Raw genomic sequence first — 18,821 nt, forward strand, 5'->3', positions numbered from 1 at the left:
GACCCCGCCCCATCGACTTGCGAAACTCTCTGCGGCAGCCGGGATGTGCGCAATACGCGGTGACGACAGCGGCACTCGTTGAACGGTTGTCGATGCGGGACGGCGTCTGCTGCGCGCCGACGGCGCGCGCCCTTCCGCGCTCACCCGTCGGCCCATTCACCCCATCATTGTTGCACAAAATTCGCGCGAAAACCGAGACTGGAACACGCGATGAACTGCGAGGATGCGGTTACGTGGGGTGTTGGGGGCGCATGACGCGCGGTCAGGACCGCAGAAAAATATACGCGAAAAACTAGATCTTAAGATCACATGCGTGTAACTGCCCGCGCCTGGGGCGAGGCCTAACCTGCCTCGCCGCTGCCGCGGGTATTCGCACCGACCGCAGCAGCACTTACCACAGCGCTCCACAGCCGTATCAGAGAAGGAGGTAGCACCCGAGAACTAGCGACAACGCTCGCCGAGCCACATATCGCGTCGAAGGCCCCAGCACGCAAGAACCCCCCGGTTACCAGCCGGAGGGCTCTTGACTCAAGTTGAGAGACCGAGTTACCAGCTCAGTCTCGTGGGCCTTCGCCCATCCCCGAAGGGACTGTCTCTTGCCAGACGGATCTCAGGGTAGCGCGCGTCTTCACGTGCACGCAATCCCTGCGTACAGCGTGTCGTTGAAACACGCTCATGTTCACTCAGTCGTTCGCAACCACGCGAGCTGCTGGGCCGCGCACAGCAATGCTCGATAAATGGCGTCAATGGTCGCCACGACCAACCGCGCGCCTCGACACAACCCGCACACACCGGTACCGTTCGGGTAGCTGGCCCCACGACATCGGTGATGTACCGATCGCTACCTACCTGGCCGATCGTCATGGGAATTACAAGCTCCTCGCGCTAGATCTCGATGCTGGCCGCCTCGGCGCCGATGCCGTTCGCACCGACGTCAACACAGTCGTGCGCGTCCTCACGGATCTCGGTGTCGCGCACCTGGTTGTCACCTCAGGACCTACGGGTGGACAACACATCTGGATCCGTATCAGCGAGCCAGGAATCCCGCCTCACACCATGGCGCAGCTCGCCCGGCAAATGCGCATGCATCTGCCGACGCTCGACATCTCGCCCCTGGCCAACGCAGCCACGGGTGCGGTCCGCATACCCGGATCGCCGCATCGAGAGGGGGGAGCGGCCACCCCGGTCGGAGACCCCGCGTATGTCGACCAGCAGATCGCCGCGATGGACACTCGGCCGGCGCCACCCGAGCTCGCTAACTGGCTCTCTGCGCTGTTTCCGGCCACCGCGGAAGCCCCCCACCACGCCGACCCGCGACCCGCTATCGGCTCGATGTCACTTACGGGGCATGGCGCCGCGAGGCGACTATCCCGGGCCAAAGTGCCGCTCAGCCGCGAGTCTGCGGCCCTCCTCACCGAATCGCTGCCACGGGGCGCCGACCGTTCCGCCGCCGCATGGACAGTTCTGCTCGCGATGGCCGCGAGCGGCTGGTCCTGGAACGACGTCTTGACGCAACTAAATCAGCCCGGACTTGCGCGACTGCGCGACGACTACCACCAGCGGCAACCGCATGCGCTAAACCAGTGGAACAAGGCACTCGCCATGGCCGCAGATACCGCCTGGAAGCGCGCCGACAACGAAACTACTACCGCCCCTGCCACCGTCCAGACCGTTATCGACGCCATCAGCGGGAAAGTCCATACGCAATCCCACGTGTGGGGAAGGAAGGGCTGGGCGAGCGCCGAACGAGTCCTGTACGCGCTAATGGAACTCTGTCTGAAGGCACGCACCCTCACCATTGACATCGATGTCAGGCGGCTGGCCGAATCGGCGAACGTACATTACGCAACGGCAGCGCGAGCACTGCACCGGCTGGCAGCAGAAGGTTGGATCGAACGCACAGCAGAGTCCGCGGGTACCAAAGCCGCGACCTGGAAGTTACGTGCGCCTGGCGCAGCATCATCTGATTGTTTTACTGCAACACAAGTGGAATCACGCCCCCCGTCACCAACCCACCGCTTACGTCATTGCCGTCATGATGTATGGGTTTGGAGATATGGACTTGGTGGCGTTGCGGAGCGGATCCACTTCCTGAGAAGGGTCTGTGGCGGGGACTTGCCGTCGTTGGTTATTGCGACTGGTTACTCGCCAGCCACAGTGTCGTCCTGGCTACGACGACTCGACTCGTTTAACCTGGCTGATTCCGTCGACCAGGCGTGGGATCGCACCGCGTCTGAGCTCGGATGTGTCGGGATCATGGCGGCGCGCACGCGAGCACACTTGATCGACAGGTTGCTTCATGACTGGTGGAACGACGAACTTGCATGGCGGCGTAAGAGAGGAAAACGTCGTTACCGTCAGCGAAAAGGCACAGCCCGATCGGACCCTGAAGCGCTGAGTCTTCCCATCGCGGTGAACGCACGGACACGTTACGGGAAATTCCCAACGCAAGCGGGTCGCGCCGACTACGCGACCGCACGGCTACAGCTCACGTCGAGCGCATCCCACAAGGTCGTCGCGTAGCAGCGATGCTTTGCAGTGTCCGGCGATATTGGGGGATGCTTTTGCTCAGAAAGATGGTCGTGATGATTGTCAGTGGGGGCTGATCGCGCACCATGACCACGGTGTGCAGTACATGCCCGTGGCCTACAGCGAGCGCTTCGCCAGCGTCAAGATCACGCAGCCGATCGGCACCGTCGGCTCGTTTACGGCGACGCTGGCGCCGAATCGGTGATCGGACTGTACAAAACCGAGCTGATGATTAAGCCCGACGGACCTCGGCAAGGCATCGACGACGTCGAAATCGGCACCCCGTGAAATAGGTCGACTTGGTTCAAGTATCGCCGCCCGTTTGAACAGTGCAAACGACCTGACACCCCTCCGAGGCAGAGGCAGCGCACCACGCTCACCGCCTTGCCCCCGCACTCGCCGGCGCTTTGCGCCTGAAGGTCTTTGGGCATCGTCGCGACTATTCCATTAAGCGCCACAACGACCACGTTCCACCAGCGTAAATACTGGAAGCGCCCCGCTGCGGGTGGTAAAGTCGCAGGTCACAGCCGGTACAGCCCGGGTGCAACCGGTGACGGGGACACAAACATGCCAAACGCAGGCCACGAACTGGCCCCGAACCCCGGTCGGCAGGGGAGCGGGCTGGCGTTCGAGCTGTCCGGGCACGCGCAGGACGTGATCACTGCGGCGCGGCAGTAACCAGTTGCTTTCCAGCCACTCACACCGACGCGGTAGACGCGGTGAGCAATCCTGGCGACGCCGTCGAAGCCCTGCAGCTCGGTGGCCCACCCAGTCACGCAGCACCAACACATCGCGCCCGCAGGCGACTAGTTTGCGATAGCTGGCATGAACGGTGGGACACATCACGCCTAGATGGGGTGGGGGAGAGTTCTTAAACAGCTTTGCACTCCACCCCATCGGGGTCTCTTCGTCGTGTCATCTCGCCACGCCGTAGCGGACCTCAGTGGTCAGGTACAGGACCAGCCCGTCACGGCGCGGCAAGCTCCGTGTCCTAGCCGCTCCACCGCCGCATCGACTGTGAGTCTCATCCCGCTCCACGGCGTCCAGCTGCGCATCGCAACTAATCGAGGCTATCGCTGTCATCAATTGCGGTTACGAGTCGCGTGAGTAGTCGTCGTAGCTGGCTGACATCGGTGGCCGACCAATCGCGGAGACGATCGTCTAGGAGGCAAGCCAGCCGGCTGCGAAGGAGCTGAACAACTCGTTCACCCTCTTCGGTTAACGCTAGGAGCGTGACCCTACGATCACCCGGGTCATCCTGTGTCAGAAGCAGGCCCGCCTTCGTTAACGTCCGTGCTCTGCGACTGACTAGCGCTCTGTCGACCCCAACCTCAGCGCCCAGAGCAGCTGCGCTGACCGGGCCAAAGCGAGCGACGCCACTCAAAATGAGGTAGGCCCCCTCGTCGACGGCCTCATGGACATCGTTGATCACGCCCGCATAGAGGCTGCGACGAATCCGGCGTTGCAGCAGCAACCCCAGCTGATCAGCGATGTCCCGCGTGTCCTGAGTCACGCTACGATCGTACTACCTATACGTGACAAAGTCCCGCATCTGCAGTAAGTTTGTGTGACATTGTCACGTAAAACAGGGAGCGCTCGTGAGCAACACCAACCTTTCCGCCGCATTACACGACCTACTCGACCACAAGGTGCTGCTGGACACTGCCATCGAACAGCACTTCGCGCCTGACTACCGTCAGTGCACCAACGGGGCATGGGACGATCGTGAAGGTTTCGTCGAACACATCGCACACTTGCGTACCATTGTGGCGAGAGCCGAGATCTCTGTGCTCAACGAGCTGACAGACGGTGACCAGTATGCTGAACGGCACGTAGCGCGAATGGTCAAGGTCGACGGCTCCACGGTGACGCAGGAAGTCTTCGTGTTTGCGCAGTTCGCGCCTGATGGACGGTTTTCCAGCATTGAAGAGGTAACGAACATGCTGGCCGGGGCGGAGTCGGACCGGGGTATCGGCAACGCGCGATAACGGTTTCGGTAGGAGTCGTGGTGTCGACGTGTGATGCAGACGACCGTCTAACGCTCGACGGCGGTGCTATCGGATCGTCCGGTCACTGTCGGAGGTGCCTGATGAATGCGGCCCGCTGGTTGGGCTTGCCAGCACATCGGTTGGACTTGGTATCACATAAGTCTTAGCGCGGCGCGGGGGTAGGGAGGCGTTTGACTATTTCGAGTGCTAGTCGGATCTCGGCGATGTCGCTTGGATTGGTGAGCGACCGAGCGGTGAGCTTCTCGACTTTGTTCAATCGTTGGCGAACGGTGTTGGGGTGCAGGTAGAGGCTGGTGGCTGCTCCGGTAGTCGATCCGCCCGCGTCGACCCATGCGATGAGAGTGTCGAGTAGCGTGTTGCGGTCAACTCCGTGCATGGAGTCCAGGGGCCCGAGAATGCGTTGCGCTAGTAGGGTCATGACTTCTGGTGCGCTGACAGCCGCGACGGCAAGGGGGGCTTCGTCGAACACGACGACGCGCGAGCCGGTGGTGGCGCTGAGGCTGGCTATGCGTGCCAATCGGAGCGCCTCGGCTGTCTTTGCGAGTTCGTTGTATGGGGGGCTCACACCCACCGGTGACGACGCGAACTGTGAGAGAACGGCAATGAGGTGGTCATGATGGGTGGACTCGCGTAGTGCGGCCACGCCGATATGAAAGTCGTGGCGTAGTAGCCATGCCGACTGGATGCCGCGACTGGACAGTCGTTCGGCGACTCTCGGCAAGGCCGGAGTTCCGACATCTGCCACGTGGGCCGCGATTACGACGTACGGGCCGATCGTTGGCAGCCCGACGAGGTCGGCGGTTTCCCACAGTGTCTGCTGCTCGGTGACGTGACCGACCAACAAGGCGTCGAGCAGCGCGATGCGCCGTTGCTCTTGGTCCAGGATCTGTTGGTTCATCTCGGCATGGAATGCTGTCGCCGCTGCTTGAGCGAACAGATCGTGGGCAACGACTGCGTGTGACGTTATGTCTTGCAAGACCTTTTTTGACACACCAGTTGCGTTCGCTTCAGCGCCGACGAGATCCCATATCCGCCGCAAACCCACGCGGTAGGCGGCCAAGACTTCCGGCAATGGAACGCCGAGTTCCGCACGGTGGCGGCCGGTAGCCTCCGCCGCGGAGAGCTCCAGTGTGGTGTCGCCAGACAGTGCGAGAAATACGTACTTCAGGTGTGCAATGCAACTGGTTCGAAGCGCTTCGGGGGATACCAATGCAGAGTCACGGTAGAACTCGACACGGTCACGAACGGTATTGGCGAGTGCTACTCCTAGTTCGTCGACACGCCCGAGGAGGCGCGCACCCAGCCGACTGGCATCGTCGCGCGTATCGCGGGTGTGGTGAGGTTCATCGGCGGCATGCACCATATGGTGACTCTAGACACACCGGTATCCGCCATAGAATGTGTGGTGTCACCCATGCGTTGGCCGAAGTCAGTGCTACGCCACATAGACATCGTTGAGTGATCTGTTTCACACTGGCAGCGCAGGCTCATGACCTGTCTTGCGGTGCACTCAAAGTGACGGTGGAGGTCCGATGTCGCAAAGTCTTCTGAACGAGGCGTCCGTGCTGGACCGGTTGGCACAGGCGCGCGCTGCAGGTGATGAGGGCTCTGGGCCCCCGGGAGCACACACGTGGGCGTTGTTGGAGCAGCTGCGTGGTCAGGCAGGCCGGGACAAAGAGGCGACTATCGCCTTGTTGAATGCGCTGTTCGCCGTCGGAACACCACCCTCTCGGCTGCACGGCACCACGTCGGGGATGCTGCTGGCGACGACGACGACGGGTCCTCTCGATGCCGCCGTCAAGGTTCTGACGTCGGTGTGGATGCCATGGCAGGGTAAACGATTCGACCAGGATGCGGCCAGTGGCGACAACCGGATGACGGGGTCGTCGAGTCTGGTCGGACGACTGGTGTGGCCGCTGTACTCGATGCGCCCCAATGACGGGGAGCGCGCGGCATTTGACTTCACGACCTACGTCGAACCCGGCAAGGAGAACCCCGATAGGGACGTGTTGGTCATCGACTATTCCGATATACCGGATAATCCCACGCTGGTCATTCGTAGTATTCGTGACGAGCTCGTCGAGCTCACCCCAGGCGCCTACCTGGGAAAAATATTCTTCCGGATGCCCAAACTCTCGGGTCACGATAATTTCGAGCGGATAGGTTTCTTTGCCCTGCGTACACCGTGAGCTCACCGACAACGTACGCCGACCCTTCGTCGAACAATCCAGCATAATCAGCCTGTACTGCAAATTTGATTTCGGAAAGCGATGTGTCAATGAGTCCTCAGTGGTACCAGAATCCCTCGCTCATACTGCAGTTGAAAGCATTGTCGAATGAGCGTGATGCTCTCCGCGAACACAACCTGTTCGAGGCGGAGAATATCCGCCCCGAGAGCGACGAGCATCAAGCGCCGGCGGAGGCTCAGCGCGCACGAACACCCGAAGGTACCTGGAACGACCTCGACGACCCGTACATGGGTGCCAAGGGCACGGGGTTCGGCAGAAATGTGCCTATCAGCAAGACCATAACCGATACCAAACGTCTTCTTGACCCGGATCCGCGGGTCATCAGTAACAAGCTGATGGCCCGCGACGAGTTCAAGCCTGCCGGTATCGTTAACGCACTGGCAGCCGCATGGCTGCAATTTGAGAACCACAATTGGTTCTTTCACGGCGACGGTGTGGCAGACAAAACGATCGACATCCCCTTACAGGAGGGTGATGATTTCCCCGAGGATCCCATGCGGATCCGGTGCACCATTCCCTTGCACGGGGAAATCGCCCACGGTTGCCCGGCACCTGTGTTTGGGAATCAGGAAACCCATTGGTGGGACGGGTCGCAGATCTACGGCAGCGGCGCAGAGCGCCAGAGCGAGGTGCGCACGTTCGTCGACGGGAAGGTGAAGGTTGGTGACGATGGTCGACTACCGCGCAGTCATGTGCCTGGTGTCGATCTGACGGGTATGCGCGAGAACTGGTGGCTCGGGGTGGGATTGCTCCACACGTTGTTCGCCCGTGAGCACAACGCTGTGTGTGATGCCCTCAAGAAGAACTATCCCAGCTTCGATGACCAACGCCTGTTCGAGATCGGTGTGTTGGTGGTGTCTGCACTCATCGCGAAGATCCACACGGTGGAATGGACGACATGTGTTCTGCGGCACCCGGCATTGCAGATCGGGATGAACGCAAACTGGTACGGCGCACTTGGCGAGCAATTCCGCAACAACATCGGCCGCATCGGCGATAACGAGGCACTCTCAGGAATCATCGGCTCGAACGCAGATCAGCACTCGGCCCCCTTTTCCCTGACCGAAGAATTCGTGTCGGTCTATCGGATGCATCCGCTCATTCCAGATGACTGGGACTTCTACTCTCTGGCCTCAGGTGAGCACCTGGAGCACCGCGAATTCACCGAGCTTCAGGGAAGATTTACCAGAGACTTCATGGATCGCATGGATATGGGCGATCTGTGGTACTCCATCGGTCTCGCCAGCGCCGGCGCCGTATGCCTACACAACTATCCCAATGCGCTACGCAACCTGACACGTGTCGACGGCCAAATCACCGATCTCGCTACCCTCGACATCGTCCGTGACCGCGAGCGCGGCGTACCACGATACAACGACTTCCGCGAGGCACTACGAATGCCGCGACGCAAAAAAATCAGTGACATCACACCCAACAAGCAATGGGCGCGGGAAATCAACGAGGTCTACAACGGCGACGTCGACGCAGTAGACCTACAGATCGGCATGCAAGCAGAAAAACCGCCGAAGGGCTTCGGATTCTCCGACACCGCGTTCCGGATCTTCATCCTGATGGCATCGAGACGGTTGAAGAGTGACCGATTCTTCACCAACGACTTCACGCCGGAAACGTACACCAAAGCCGGATTCGACTGGGTGAACAACACCACCATGAAAGACGTGTTGCTGCGCCACTACCCTGAACTGGGTCCGGTTGTTGGTGACGTGGACCGGGTGTTCGCACCGTGGCCGGCACTGGGAACTCCACCCCAATCGGGGCAGAACGCGGTGTTCCGATTGGCAAACACCGCGCGCGCATACGTGCCGTGGGATATCTGAGATGCCAGAATTTGCTCATGCATCACTCATCGACGGTATCCGGTTCACCGGCCAGATCGGCGTACCCAGCGTGCTGCAGGGCCTGTTCGTCAAACGCTCACTGCCCACGTCGATTGCGACCCTGGCATCCTTGGACCGACTCGGGTACGGCCTGGTCGAGGGGTTGATTCGGAGCCACGGTCCAGGACCGTTCTACGTTCGCGTCGCTCTCGACGAGGCGCTCGTGGTCTCAGCTCCCGAAGACATTCAGTACGTTCTCAGTCGATCCCCGGACCCGTTCGCGTCCGATCCGGAAACCAAACGTAAAGGGATGCGCGCATTCCAACCCGACGCCTTGACACTGTCGCGGGGCTCGGTGTGGGCAGATCGACGCGTATTCACAGAAGCAGTCCTCGGCACCGGACAGCCGGTCCACCGGCTATCAGACCAGTTTCTCCAGATCGCCAACGACGAAACAGACACTCTGGAACGGCCCCTCCGCTGGCGGCCCTTCCACACGATGTTCCGACGCCTGACTCGTCAGGTCATCTTCGGCCGATCAGCACGCGATGACACTGACCTATCACGTTGCCTGGAGTCGTTGATGTCGGAAGGAAACAACACCCCCGACAAACCGGGCGACGACTACGCGAAGCTACTGAGTCGAATACATTCCTATCTAGACGCACCAGAAGAAGACAGCCTCGCTTGGGAGATGTTGACCGCCCCCAGGTCCGACACGACCAAACCCGCTGGCCAGGTCATCCACTGGATGTTTGCGATGGGCGACACACTTGCCACCAATACATTCAGAGCCCTCGCCGCGATCGCCGCCCACCCCGACGAGCGCGACACCGTACGCACCGAACTCGCACACTCCGACCTATCCACACCGACGGGTATCGCGTCGTTGCCCTACCTATCCGGCTGCCTCCGCGAGGCCATGCGACTGTGGCCCACCACACCCATGTTCGGTCGCGTCACCACCCGACGCGTCAAATTCCCCAACGGAGCCACCGTCGACCAAGGCACACAAATACTGATCTACAACCTGTTCAACCATCGCAACCGACACCACATCACCTACGCCGACAAATTCTCACCCAACGAATGGGTAGACGGTAACGCCGCGAATGAATGGTCATTCAACTTCTTCAGTCACGGACCCCAGGGGTGCCCCGGCACCGACCTAGCGCTGCTACTCGGCCAAGCCGTACTCGCACGACTGATCTCCTCCGGCGCGCCCGAACTCCCCAAATCGCCACTAAAACCCAGCCGCCCGATGCCATACACGCTGAGCCCCGAAGGACTCACCATCGCCCTAAACGTATAGATGACGCGTGCCACGGAGGACGCGTTGCAGGGCAATCACGAGTCGGAAATGGGGTTTCCCGTGCCAATGGACTGCACTCTTGACGCTTATCTGCGTTTCGCTAGGTGGGCGGGTTAAATGCACAGTTAGTCGAACGCAGATGCGAGAGGCGACCTAACTGGACCTCAACCAATTAGCCATGTAGTTGTCTAAGTCAGAGGATGTTGCCAGCGGGGGTGATGACACATTTCAAGACACACGCCGGCTATTGTGAGATGGGCAACGTCAATGGCTACGTCGCCTACGCCGGTAATGTGCCAGTTGGCCGACGAACTGTGGCCGGATGAATCGGTGATGTTCCGCATTGCCGCGGCCCGGCTACTGCAGGCCTTGAACGAAGACGGCAAAGCGTTGCCCCAACGCCGTGGCAGTCCGCAGGAGCAGCTGCTCAGAACCGTAATTCAATGCAGCAGTGAGGAGCTTGCCCCGGTTCTGCGGACAACTGATCCGTAGCATTTGGCCGCACGAGAGGAGGCAGATGTCATGCCTGTCGCTCACTCTGAAGAGTCCGCCGTCGGGCGATCGACCTAGCCCGCCCGTCGAGAGCATCGGTCGGGCGGATCGCGAGAGATCTCGGCATCTCAGAATCGTTTTCGCGCCGGTAAATGAGCATCGACGACGTTAATGGTTGTGGCCGTGACGGTTCGACTATCAGCGAACGCGGAGCTGGCGTAGCTGCGGCGGGACAGAAAAGATCGAGACGAGGTGTGCAGATCCTCAAACTTGCATCGGCGTATCTCTCGCGCGGAGAACATCTGCGCAGATTAGGTTCCGGCTGGTCCACGAACTTGCCTCCGACGGTGTGCCCGTGGCGGTGACCTGCCGGGTCCCCGCGGTTTCGAGGTCGGGCCATACAAGGGGCGGCATTGTGCTGCCTCAATGCGCGATGAAGTTGATGCACTTGGCCAACACCATCCGCGACATCCACGCCGGCTCACGTGGCTTTAAAGGCGCGCCGCGAGTGCATGCCGCACTGCGCCTGGCGGGTCCATGGTCACGCGGTGGTAATCTCTTCATTCAAATTCGTCAGGGCGCGCCCAGTGGCCCGGAAGTTCGCGCGATAACGAAAGGGTGCCCAGGACCGCGGAGTCGTCGGCGGTGGCAAGCTACGTGCAGAGTCCACACCCCAGCCGCGAGCATGTAGGTGGCTCGATACAACGCTGCGCTCGCACGTTCCGGATAACCCGAACAGTCGGTTTGTGTTGGGCTCGCCTGGAGCGAATTTGCCGTACGTCTTGAGTCTGTGCTCGGTTTGAACAGTCCGCTCAGCCGCCAACAGTTGCATGGGCAGGTCGGCGGGACTGGATGATGGTGCCGCGGCAAGTGAGGCGGTCGACGATCGCCGCGTGCAAGAGGGGTGTTGATTTAGCCGGAGACCGACTGGTTCGACGTGATCGCGATCGAGTGCTTCTCCTCGCGTTTGGTGAGGATCTGGAACAGCGGTTTGGACGCCCGGCGGTCGACTTCCATGTAAGCCAGTTCATCAATAATCAGCAGGTCGACGCGACCGTAGCGGTTCATGGTTTTGGCCGCGGACCTGACCGATACGGCGATGCGCCTACCTCCTGCTCAGGATTCTTGCCGACAATGCCTACTCTGACATACCGCCAGGTCGCTTCCGCTGCATAAGAGACGACGTTCTGTCTCAGGTGGCCTCGATACCGGCGCCTCGACGGCTTCTGAAGTCTTGCGATCGCCAGCGGTCGAGTTCCAGTGCGAGGCCGATGCGCAGCGGGTCTTCGTGTAACGGGTGTGGAAGAAGTGCGTCGGCGCGTTCGAGCCGGCGCACGACTGTGTTCCGGTGGGCGAAGAGCCTTGCTGCTGTTTCGGAGGCGTTTCCGAGGGCTTGGATGTAGACCCGGACGGTTTCACGGACGTCTTTGGGTGCGTCGGCCAGGTTGCCGAGTACGCGCTGTACGAATTCTGATGCGGATGTTGGGTCGCTACCGAACAAGGAGGCGACTTCGAGTTGTGCGAAGGACGCGATCGACGGCGGGTCGGGGATTGTGGTGACGAAGCGCTGTGTTTCGAGGGCGCTCAGGTGGCTGCGCCGGAAGCCGTCGAGACCTTTGCCTGGCAGGCCGAGGCAGGCGCCTACGTGGGGATTGTCATGGTTCAGCTTGGCGGTTTGCTCGGTGTTGAGTGCAGTCGTTGCGGGGATCCAGATCCAGAGGGCGTTGGCGCTGGCCACGACGGTGAGTCGATGTCGAGCTCCGGCAGTTTTCACCAGCGCTTCGGCGAATCGTTCGAGTGGATCGAGACCGCCGTCTCCGTCGGCGGCCGTTCCCCACAGGACCGCGGCGGTGTGCGGGCCATCCAGACGATAGGCAAGTACCCGCTCGGCATGCGATTTGGCGACCGGTGAACCGCCGAGAATGAGCGTGACGATCTCGCGGCGTTCTGCTTGGGAGCCGCGTGTCAGTTCGTCTCGTTCGATGGCTATCTGGCGAGCGATCGCGCTGATCGTAGCGTCGATGAACGTACTGATAGACGCGGACGTAACGGTAAGCAGTTCTTGCAGTTCTGCGGGGTCGTTGGTGAGGTCGAAGCACAGTTGCATCCACAGTTGCCACGCCGTGTTCTGCCCGGTGCGATAGGCCTCCAGGGTCGCATCGCCCTGTCCTCGTCGAACCATATCGCGGGCCACCTCCATCTGCAGGTCGCAGATGTTGGCTGGTACGGGTTCGCCTGGTGCTCGGAGGTTGGCCGTTGCCCAGGCGAGGAGGTTGTCGTTGTTGCCACGCCGGAGGGACTCACTCAGTGCGGGATCGGCTGCCACGGCAGCGAGCGTCGATGTGGCCAGGGTGGCGTCGCCGACCGTCTCGTTCCACACATCTGCTGCTGCCAGGGATCGCTCAGCCGCCTGTCGGATCAGGTCACGAACCCGTGGTGAAGGCGGACTGGTCATGGGGTCAGCATACCGGCGGTGGTTTATTTTGCACTATCCGTAAACTATATTGGTCGATATTCGACCTTATGGATGGCTGCTTGGCGGGTAAAAATTGGTCCTACATCGCCTGAGTAGAGGAGCCATCACATGTCCGAGGTTTTGTACGAAGAGCTCGATGTCCTCATTGTTGGGTCGGGTATCTCCGGTATCGGGGCTGCCCGCTATTTGAGCACCGAGTCTCCCTCAACGACGTACGCCGTACTCGAAGCACGCGCGGCCTCGGGCGGGACCTGGGACCAGTTCCGGTATCCCGGCATCCGTTCGGACTCCGATCTGTTCACCTTTGGATACGAATTCAAGCCCTGGACCGACAAGAAGGCGATCGCTACCGGCGACAAGATCCTCGCCTATCTCCGTGAGACCGCGGCCGAGGCCGGCGTCGATGAACACATCCGCTACCACCACAAGGTTGTCAGCGCGTCCTGGTCGAGCGAGCAGGCCCGCTGGACCGTCGAGGTCGACCGTGCCGACACCGGGGAACGTGTCGTGTTTCGGGTGCGGTGGCTGTTCGGAGCCACCGGCTATTACGACTACGACGAGGGGTTCACCCCTCGGTTCGAGGGCCGTGAGGATTTCGAAGGCCAGATCACCCACCCGCAGCACTGGCCCGAAGATCTCGACTACGCCGGCAAGCGCATCGTCGTCATCGGCTCCGGCGCGACCGCGGTGACGCTGATCCCCGCTTTGGCCGCGGGCGGTGCCGGACACGTCACCATGCTGCAGCGCACACCCACCTACGTTCTGCCGCTGCCGTCGGAGGACAAGATCGCCAACCTCCTGCCCAAGATATTCGGCGCCGAGCGTGGCTACGCCCTCACGCGCCGCAAGAACGTGTGGATGCAGCAGTTCATGTACAAGGCCTCGCGCCGCTACCCGAACGCCGTGCGTCGCTTCATCAGAAACACCAACGCCAGGGCGCTTCCCGCGGGCTTCGACGTCGACACCCACTTCAACCCGCCCTACGACCCGTGGGATCAGCGGCTGTGCATGGTGCCCGATTCCGACCTGTTCCGTACGATCAGCGCCGGCAACGCGTCGGTGGTGACCGCTCGAATCGACAAGTTCACACGCAACGGCATCCTGCTGGAGACCGGCGAAGAGCTGGAAGCCGACATCGTGGTCACGGCGACCGGCTTCAACATCAAACTGTTCGGTGGTATCGCTATCGACCTCGACGGTCGCCCCCTCGTGCCCTCGGAGCACGTGGCCTACAAGGGCATGATGCTGTCAGGGATACCGAACTTCGCCTTCTCGATCGGCTACACGCACGCGTCCTGGACGCTCAAGGTCGGCCTGCTCTGCGAGCACTTCACCAAGCTGGTCAACTACATGGACGCCAACGACTACGACGTCTGCGTCGCCGACGCGCCCGACATGACCACGGGACCCTTGCTGGATTTCTCCGCCGGCTACGTCAAGCGGTCGATCGACATGATGCCCCGCAAGGGTGACGCTGCGCCGTGGGCGATGTCGTTGAGTTACATCGATGACGTGCGCTTGGTGCGTCACGGCTCGGTGCTCGACGAATTCTTGCAGTTCTCCCGCGTCGACGATGACAGGACGGTCGTGGCATGACGTTCGCGAAGTGCGACGTGGGGGGCGGAATCGAAATTTGCTTCCGCACGCTCGGCGACCCGTCGGATCCCGCACTCGTCCTGATCGCAGGTCTCGGCCTCGACTTGACGGCATGGCCCGCAGGGATCGTCAACGGCCTCGCCGCCGCCGGCTTGTACGTGATCAGTCTCGACAACAGGGACGCCGGCGACTCGACCCGCGTCGAGACACCGCCACCAGGGCGACTCCGGCAACTCGCTTTTCAGCCGCGTCGCGACGCCTACGACCTCGCCGACATGGCAGGCGACACGGTCGGGCTCCTCGACCACCTGGGCATCGAGCAGGCGCACCTGGTGGGGATGTCGATGGGCGGCATGATTGCCCAGACGATCGCCGCCCGTCATCCCGAACGTGTTCTCAGCCTCACGTCGATCTTCTCCACGACCGGCTCCCGGCGCGTTGGTCAGCCAACGCTGGCCACGATCCGGCTCTTGGCTCACCGGCCGGCCCGCTCCGTGGAGGAGTACGTCGCCGGGCACCTCGCCGTGCTGAATCACATCGGCACCGAGCGGTACCCCTACGACGCCGCGGGCGAACGCACCTGGGCCCGCACGGCCTGGCATCGAGCAGCCGGAGATTGCGCCGCCGGTGTCGCTCGTCAGATCAGTGCGATCCAGAAATCCGGCGACCGAACCGACGAGCTACGCAGGATCTCCGCCCCCACCCTGGTCATCCATGGCGACGGCGACCCCATGGTGAATCCCACCGGTGCAGAGGCAACGGCATCGGCCGTTCCTGGTGCGCACTTGGTGACGATCGCGGGAATGCGACACCACCTCGCACCCGACCTCGAACAGCGCCTTGTCCAGCTGATCAGCAACCACGCCGCGACCGATTCGCCGTCCGTGCTGGTGAGACAAGGACACCGGTCAACGACCTGACCTGCCCGGGTTCGGCGTACTTCCCGCGGAATCGCTGCATGCCAGCGGAATACGCCGATGATGCGGCTCTGTCGAGCCACGCCAACCGTGCGGTCACCCTTCGATTTCGACGACCATCGACGACCATCGACGACCATCGACGGCCGTCGGTGTGCGCTGTCGTTGTTACCGAGTGCGGTTCAACCCGACCTGCGCGGCCGCGGCTGTCAGAGCCTCGAGGCCGAACGCTGCGACGGGTCCGAGCCCTCCCCGGCCTCGCAGCTCTCCACGAGCGGCGACCGACGCTGCCCACGCGATGATGTCTGCGGTGAAGGTGTAACCGTTGGGTCCGTCGAGTCGCACGCGTTGTAGCAGTTGATCATTCGGTCCGCGGGCGTCCGCGATGATCGTGCTCGTGCCGGTCGCGCGTTGCTGATCGTCGGGGCCACCGGTGGACCCGGTAACCCGGTTGTGCACGAACGTGGTGAGGGCCCGGCGAATCGGCGCTACCGCGGTCGCCGCGGAGATCGACTTGGTGACGAGAGGCATTGCGCGAGTCAGTTTTCCGCCCTTTCCCAGGATGACGTCGACGTCCTGCAGGCTCGGATACAGTGAGGGGAGTCCGAAGTGTTCCGAACCGCCGACGCTGATCCCTTGTCTGGGTTTGCCCGTGTCGAGGTCGAAGCGCTTGACCCGGGCGCCGATCGGTTCCGAACGTAGCCGTCCGCGCCGGTAGGCGAATGACGGTTCCACGACTACGCCGAGCATGCTCGCCGTGGTACCGCCGCTGACACCGCCACCGCGGCTGAAGTATCCGATGTCCAACCGCACCGCGTTCGGGCCCGCGTCGGTCATGGCCATCGCGCCGGCCAGATTCCCGGGAACCCAGTCGAATCCGAACGAGGGCAGCATCGCGCAGTCGGCTGGCTCGGCCGCCGGGCCGTAGTGTTCGAACACTTGCCGGATGAAAGCAGGCTCGCCGGTGCTGTCGACGTAGTGCGCACCGGCGTCGATCGCGGCCTCTGCGGCGGCCTGCCCCCATCGGGCGAACGGCCCGACGGTCGAGACCAGCACATCGCCTCTCTCCACGAGCGCGCGAACCGTGTGCGGCGCCGTGACATCCGCGATCGCGGTGTCGAGACCACCGAGGTCGTCGGCGAGCCGTTCCAAACGCTGCGCCGAGCGGGCGGCCAGCACGGGTCGTAGCCCGCTCTCGGTCAACGACCGCGCGATCAGTGTGCCGGTGTAGCCGGTGGCGCCGAAGATCACGATACGCCCGGCCATCAGGCGAACCACCCGTTCGCGGCGGGCGGCAGCCCGGTACGACCGGTGCCGGGGTGGTCCAGAATCTGCATGGTGCTTACCTTTCTCGTACCGCGCGCACCGCGGTGGCGGGTTGGTCGGACAAATCGAGCGTGAAGCGAATCAGTGGATCGGGAGAGTGTCGCTGGCGCCGGGTGCAACGAGGCGGGCTGCCGTGCCGGGGCACCACGGCGGGTGATTTTCGATCGAGCAGGTCGATGGGTGGAGCGCATCGATTGCGACATGTACTGCATTCTCGATCAGGTGGGGTAGGTGCCGAGGATCTGGAATTCGTCGAGGTCGGACCAGCTGGCGAGGGTGGCTTGACCGGCGTTGACCGTGTCGGTGAGTTCGATCTGGGCGAGTCGGTCGACGAGGTGCACGAGGGTGGGGAGCGCCTCGAAGGCGGCGGGGGTGAAGGAGAAGGACCCGGTGCCGCGTTTCATCGACCGAGCGTCGAGCGGATTCGGCTGCGATTCCGATCCGGTGACTTGTTCGACTTCGAGCCGACCCCATTCACCGGTGCGGGGGAAGACCCGGTAATGCATGAGGGTGCCGCTGCGCCATGCCGGGAACTCCGGAACGGGGTTCTTGATCGTCGCGTCGAGGCGGAAGAATTCGGTGCCGCCCCAGCCGACGGTGTAGGTCGTGTCCGCGCCGTTGACGGTTCGGGTCATGGAGTCGGCGTAGAGCTTGTTCCACCCCAGTTCCTCACGCCCGGAGATGACCGCATCGGCGCAGTCCTCGAAAACCACCAGCGCGAGCCGTCCAGTGATCTCCCCGCGCTGCGGCGAGTTGTAGGACACCGGCACGCTGATGACGAGCATTTCGTAGCCACGACCGGCCAACCACGGAAGATCCGACAGCGTCACGGCCTCGGCGATCAGCAGCGGATCGGTGAGAGTGAAGTCCTTCGGCAACAAGGCCGCGAGTTGCTCGGGATCTTTGGCGCGCATCGCAACCCAGGTCGCCAGGGTCTTGCCGGGCTGGGAGGGGTAGCCGTCGTTGCTGGCGGGGCGTTGGCGGGGGCCGGGCTGGCGTCCGAACAGTGCCGGCATCCGGGGAATGCCCTCGAAGGTGGGGTGCCCGGACGCGGCATACCGCGGGGCCGAGGCCTTTTCCGTGCGCAGCCCGAGGGTGCGGAACACAGCCGAGAGGGTCGAGGAGATGTCCATGATGTCTTCCTGCTCGATCGATGGGATTAGGTGCGGCCTTGCTCGCGCGCAACCGCACGCCAGAAGTCGCCGATACCGGAGGCTTTCAAAATGTGATCGGTGACGTCGGGGGCGGCGGACTGCAGCGCGTTGAGCAGGAACGGCGGCGTGGCTTGCACGGCGACTTCCGGTGCACGGGAGTCGAGCACGTCGTCGATGACGGTGGCGACCTCGCCGATGCTGACGGTGCCGAGCGACCGAGGCACCCGCACAGCCGAGCCTTCGAGCGCGCGATGGGCTTGGCCGCCGCCGGTGACGACACCGGGGGCGATGACCGAGACCGCCACGTCGGTGTCGTCGAGCTCGCGCCGCAGCGAGTGGCAGAACGCGATGCTTCCCGCCTTGGCGGCCGCGTAGGGCGCCTTGACCGGGAGCGGAATCTTGCCGCTCATCGAGGACACGACGATGATGTGGCCGCTGTTGCGTTCGAGCATGCCGGGTAACAGGTCTCGCACCATCAACATCGGACTCCGCAGGTGCAGCCCGAGCTGGGTGTCGATCTCTCGCGTCGACACCGTGTGGAAGGCGGCGTTGATCTCCACACCGGCGGAGCTGACGAACACATCGACTCGACCGAAGGTGTCGATCACGGCTGCTGTCAGCTCGTGCAGCTGGGCATCGTCGAGCACGTCGCCGCTGAACGCGACCGCTTCGGCGCCGGACCGAGTCAGGTCGGCGGCGAGCGTGTCCACGGCATCGCTGTTGAGGTCTGCCAAGGCAAGTCGAACGCCTCGCGCGGCCAGCCGCCGCGCGGCTTCCGACCCCAGGGCGCCGGCCGAACCGGTGATCAAGGCGACTCGACCTGTCAAGTCCTGCTTGTCTTTTCGGAAGGGAAACAGGGGTAGGCCGAGCATCGCGCTGCCTTTCTCTTCGACCATGCTACTTTACAGACCATAACATACACA

The 18,821-nt window shown here is 62.4% G+C and carries 14 protein-coding genes; 7 read left to right on the forward strand and 7 right to left on the reverse strand.

What is annotated here, in order from left to right; genetic code table 11:
* The first annotated feature begins 1,056 nt into the window (after positions 1 to 1,056).
* Complete coding sequence (locus tag BW971_RS21400) at positions 1,057 to 2,523, forward strand: hypothetical protein (RefSeq protein ID WP_143690499.1); 1,467 nt, start codon at positions 1,057 to 1,059, stop codon at positions 2,521 to 2,523.
* Positions 2,524 to 3,589: 1,066 nt separating this feature from the next.
* Here the strand turns inward: BW971_RS21400 and BW971_RS22300 are convergent.
* Positions 3,590 to 4,042 (reverse strand): MarR family winged helix-turn-helix transcriptional regulator, encoded by a 453-nt coding sequence (locus BW971_RS22300; protein ID WP_143690500.1) that lies wholly within the window; start codon positions 4,040 to 4,042, stop codon positions 3,590 to 3,592.
* An 85-nt stretch (positions 4,043 to 4,127) separates the two neighbouring features.
* Here BW971_RS22300 and BW971_RS20205 point away from each other — a divergent pair, with 85 nt between their 5' ends.
* On the forward strand, positions 4,128 to 4,517 hold the full coding sequence (locus BW971_RS20205) for a hypothetical protein (RefSeq protein WP_076482888.1): 390 nt from the start codon (positions 4,128 to 4,130) through the stop codon (positions 4,515 to 4,517).
* 163 nt (positions 4,518 to 4,680) lie between these two features.
* Here the strand turns inward: BW971_RS20205 and BW971_RS20210 are convergent, their stop codons facing one another.
* Positions 4,681 to 5,901 (reverse strand): PucR family transcriptional regulator, encoded by a 1,221-nt coding sequence (locus BW971_RS20210; RefSeq protein ID WP_083710494.1) that lies wholly within the window; start codon positions 5,899 to 5,901, stop codon positions 4,681 to 4,683.
* A 277-nt stretch (positions 5,902 to 6,178) separates the two neighbouring features.
* Between BW971_RS20210 and BW971_RS20215 the strand changes: the two genes are divergently transcribed.
* The 3 genes from BW971_RS20215 to BW971_RS20225 all read left to right on the forward strand — a co-directional run bounded on the left by BW971_RS20215 (position 6,179) and on the right by BW971_RS20225 (position 9,937).
* A complete protein-coding gene (locus BW971_RS20215; protein WP_234974525.1) occupies positions 6,179 to 6,727 on the forward strand; it encodes a hypothetical protein in 549 nt (182 codons plus the stop codon).
* Positions 6,728 to 6,816: 89 nt separating this feature from the next.
* Complete coding sequence (locus tag BW971_RS20220) at positions 6,817 to 8,625, forward strand: peroxidase family protein (protein ID WP_076482890.1); 1,809 nt, start codon at positions 6,817 to 6,819, stop codon at positions 8,623 to 8,625.
* A 1-nt stretch (position 8,626) separates the two neighbouring features.
* Positions 8,627 to 9,937: a cytochrome P450 gene (locus BW971_RS20225; RefSeq protein ID WP_076482891.1), complete on the forward strand. Its 1,311-nt coding sequence runs from the start codon at positions 8,627 to 8,629 to the stop codon at positions 9,935 to 9,937.
* A 1,404-nt stretch (positions 9,938 to 11,341) separates the two neighbouring features.
* Here BW971_RS20225 and BW971_RS22185 read toward each other — a convergent pair.
* Both BW971_RS22185 and BW971_RS20240 read right to left on the reverse strand, forming a co-directional pair.
* Positions 11,342 to 11,497: an ATP-binding protein gene (locus BW971_RS22185; RefSeq protein ID WP_327202076.1), complete on the reverse strand. Its 156-nt coding sequence runs from the start codon at positions 11,495 to 11,497 to the stop codon at positions 11,342 to 11,344.
* 124 nt (positions 11,498 to 11,621) lie between these two features.
* Positions 11,622 to 12,884, reverse strand: coding sequence for a PucR family transcriptional regulator (locus tag BW971_RS20240; protein ID WP_076482893.1), 1,263 nt, complete (start codon positions 12,882 to 12,884; stop codon positions 11,622 to 11,624).
* Between the two features lie 129 nt (positions 12,885 to 13,013).
* Between BW971_RS20240 and BW971_RS20245 the strand changes: the two genes are divergently transcribed.
* On the forward strand, positions 13,014 to 14,501 hold the full coding sequence (locus BW971_RS20245; protein ID WP_076482894.1) for a flavin-containing monooxygenase: 1,488 nt from the start codon (positions 13,014 to 13,016) through the stop codon (positions 14,499 to 14,501).
* On the forward strand, positions 14,498 to 15,421 hold the full coding sequence (locus BW971_RS20250; protein ID WP_076482895.1) for an alpha/beta fold hydrolase: 924 nt from the start codon (positions 14,498 to 14,500) through the stop codon (positions 15,419 to 15,421). The genes BW971_RS20245 and BW971_RS20250 overlap by 4 nt, the downstream gene beginning before the upstream one ends.
* A gap of 165 nt (positions 15,422 to 15,586) precedes the next feature.
* On the opposite strand, the gene BW971_RS20255 is transcribed toward BW971_RS20250, so the two are convergent.
* The 3 genes from BW971_RS20255 to BW971_RS20265 form a co-directional block, all read right to left on the reverse strand.
* Complete coding sequence (locus BW971_RS20255; protein WP_076482913.1) at positions 15,587 to 16,684, reverse strand: saccharopine dehydrogenase family protein; 1,098 nt, start codon at positions 16,682 to 16,684, stop codon at positions 15,587 to 15,589.
* A 278-nt stretch (positions 16,685 to 16,962) separates the two neighbouring features.
* A complete protein-coding gene (locus BW971_RS20260; protein WP_076482896.1) occupies positions 16,963 to 17,877 on the reverse strand; it encodes an acetoacetate decarboxylase family protein in 915 nt (304 codons plus the stop codon).
* A gap of 26 nt (positions 17,878 to 17,903) precedes the next feature.
* Positions 17,904 to 18,794 carry an SDR family NAD(P)-dependent oxidoreductase gene (locus BW971_RS20265; protein WP_083710496.1) on the reverse strand — a complete coding sequence of 297 codons (891 nt, stop codon included), beginning with the start codon at positions 18,792 to 18,794 and terminating at the stop codon, positions 17,904 to 17,906.
* Positions 18,795 to 18,821 lie beyond the last annotated feature (27 nt).

This window comes from Williamsia sterculiae (genome assembly GCF_900156495.1).
In the GTDB taxonomy this organism is placed as follows: Bacteria; Actinomycetota; Actinomycetes; order Mycobacteriales; family Mycobacteriaceae; genus Williamsia_B; species Williamsia_B sterculiae.

Coding starts and splice junctions, on each gene's coding strand:
- BW971_RS21400 (WP_143690499.1), top strand. CDS start 1,057: ATGGCGCAGCTCGCCCGGCAAATGCGCATGCATCTGCCGACGCTCGAC.
- BW971_RS20210 (WP_083710494.1), bottom strand. CDS start 5,901: ATGGTGCATGCCGCCGATGAACCTCACCACACCCGCGATACGCGCGAC.
- BW971_RS20220 (WP_076482890.1), top strand. CDS start 6,817: ATGAGTCCTCAGTGGTACCAGAATCCCTCGCTCATACTGCAGTTGAAA.
- BW971_RS20225 (WP_076482891.1), top strand. CDS start 8,627: ATGCCAGAATTTGCTCATGCATCACTCATCGACGGTATCCGGTTCACC.
- BW971_RS22185 (WP_327202076.1), bottom strand. CDS start 11,497: ATGAACCGCTACGGTCGCGTCGACCTGCTGATTATTGATGAACTGGCT.
- BW971_RS20240 (WP_076482893.1), bottom strand. CDS start 12,884: ATGACCAGTCCGCCTTCACCACGGGTTCGTGACCTGATCCGACAGGCG.
- BW971_RS20245 (WP_076482894.1), top strand. CDS start 13,014: ATGTCCGAGGTTTTGTACGAAGAGCTCGATGTCCTCATTGTTGGGTCG.
- BW971_RS20250 (WP_076482895.1), top strand. CDS start 14,498: ATGACGTTCGCGAAGTGCGACGTGGGGGGCGGAATCGAAATTTGCTTC.
- BW971_RS20255 (WP_076482913.1), bottom strand. CDS start 16,684: ATGGCCGGGCGTATCGTGATCTTCGGCGCCACCGGCTACACCGGCACA.
- BW971_RS20260 (WP_076482896.1), bottom strand. CDS start 17,877: ATGGACATCTCCTCGACCCTCTCGGCTGTGTTCCGCACCCTCGGGCTG.
- BW971_RS20265 (WP_083710496.1), bottom strand. CDS start 18,794: ATGGTCGAAGAGAAAGGCAGCGCGATGCTCGGCCTACCCCTGTTTCCC.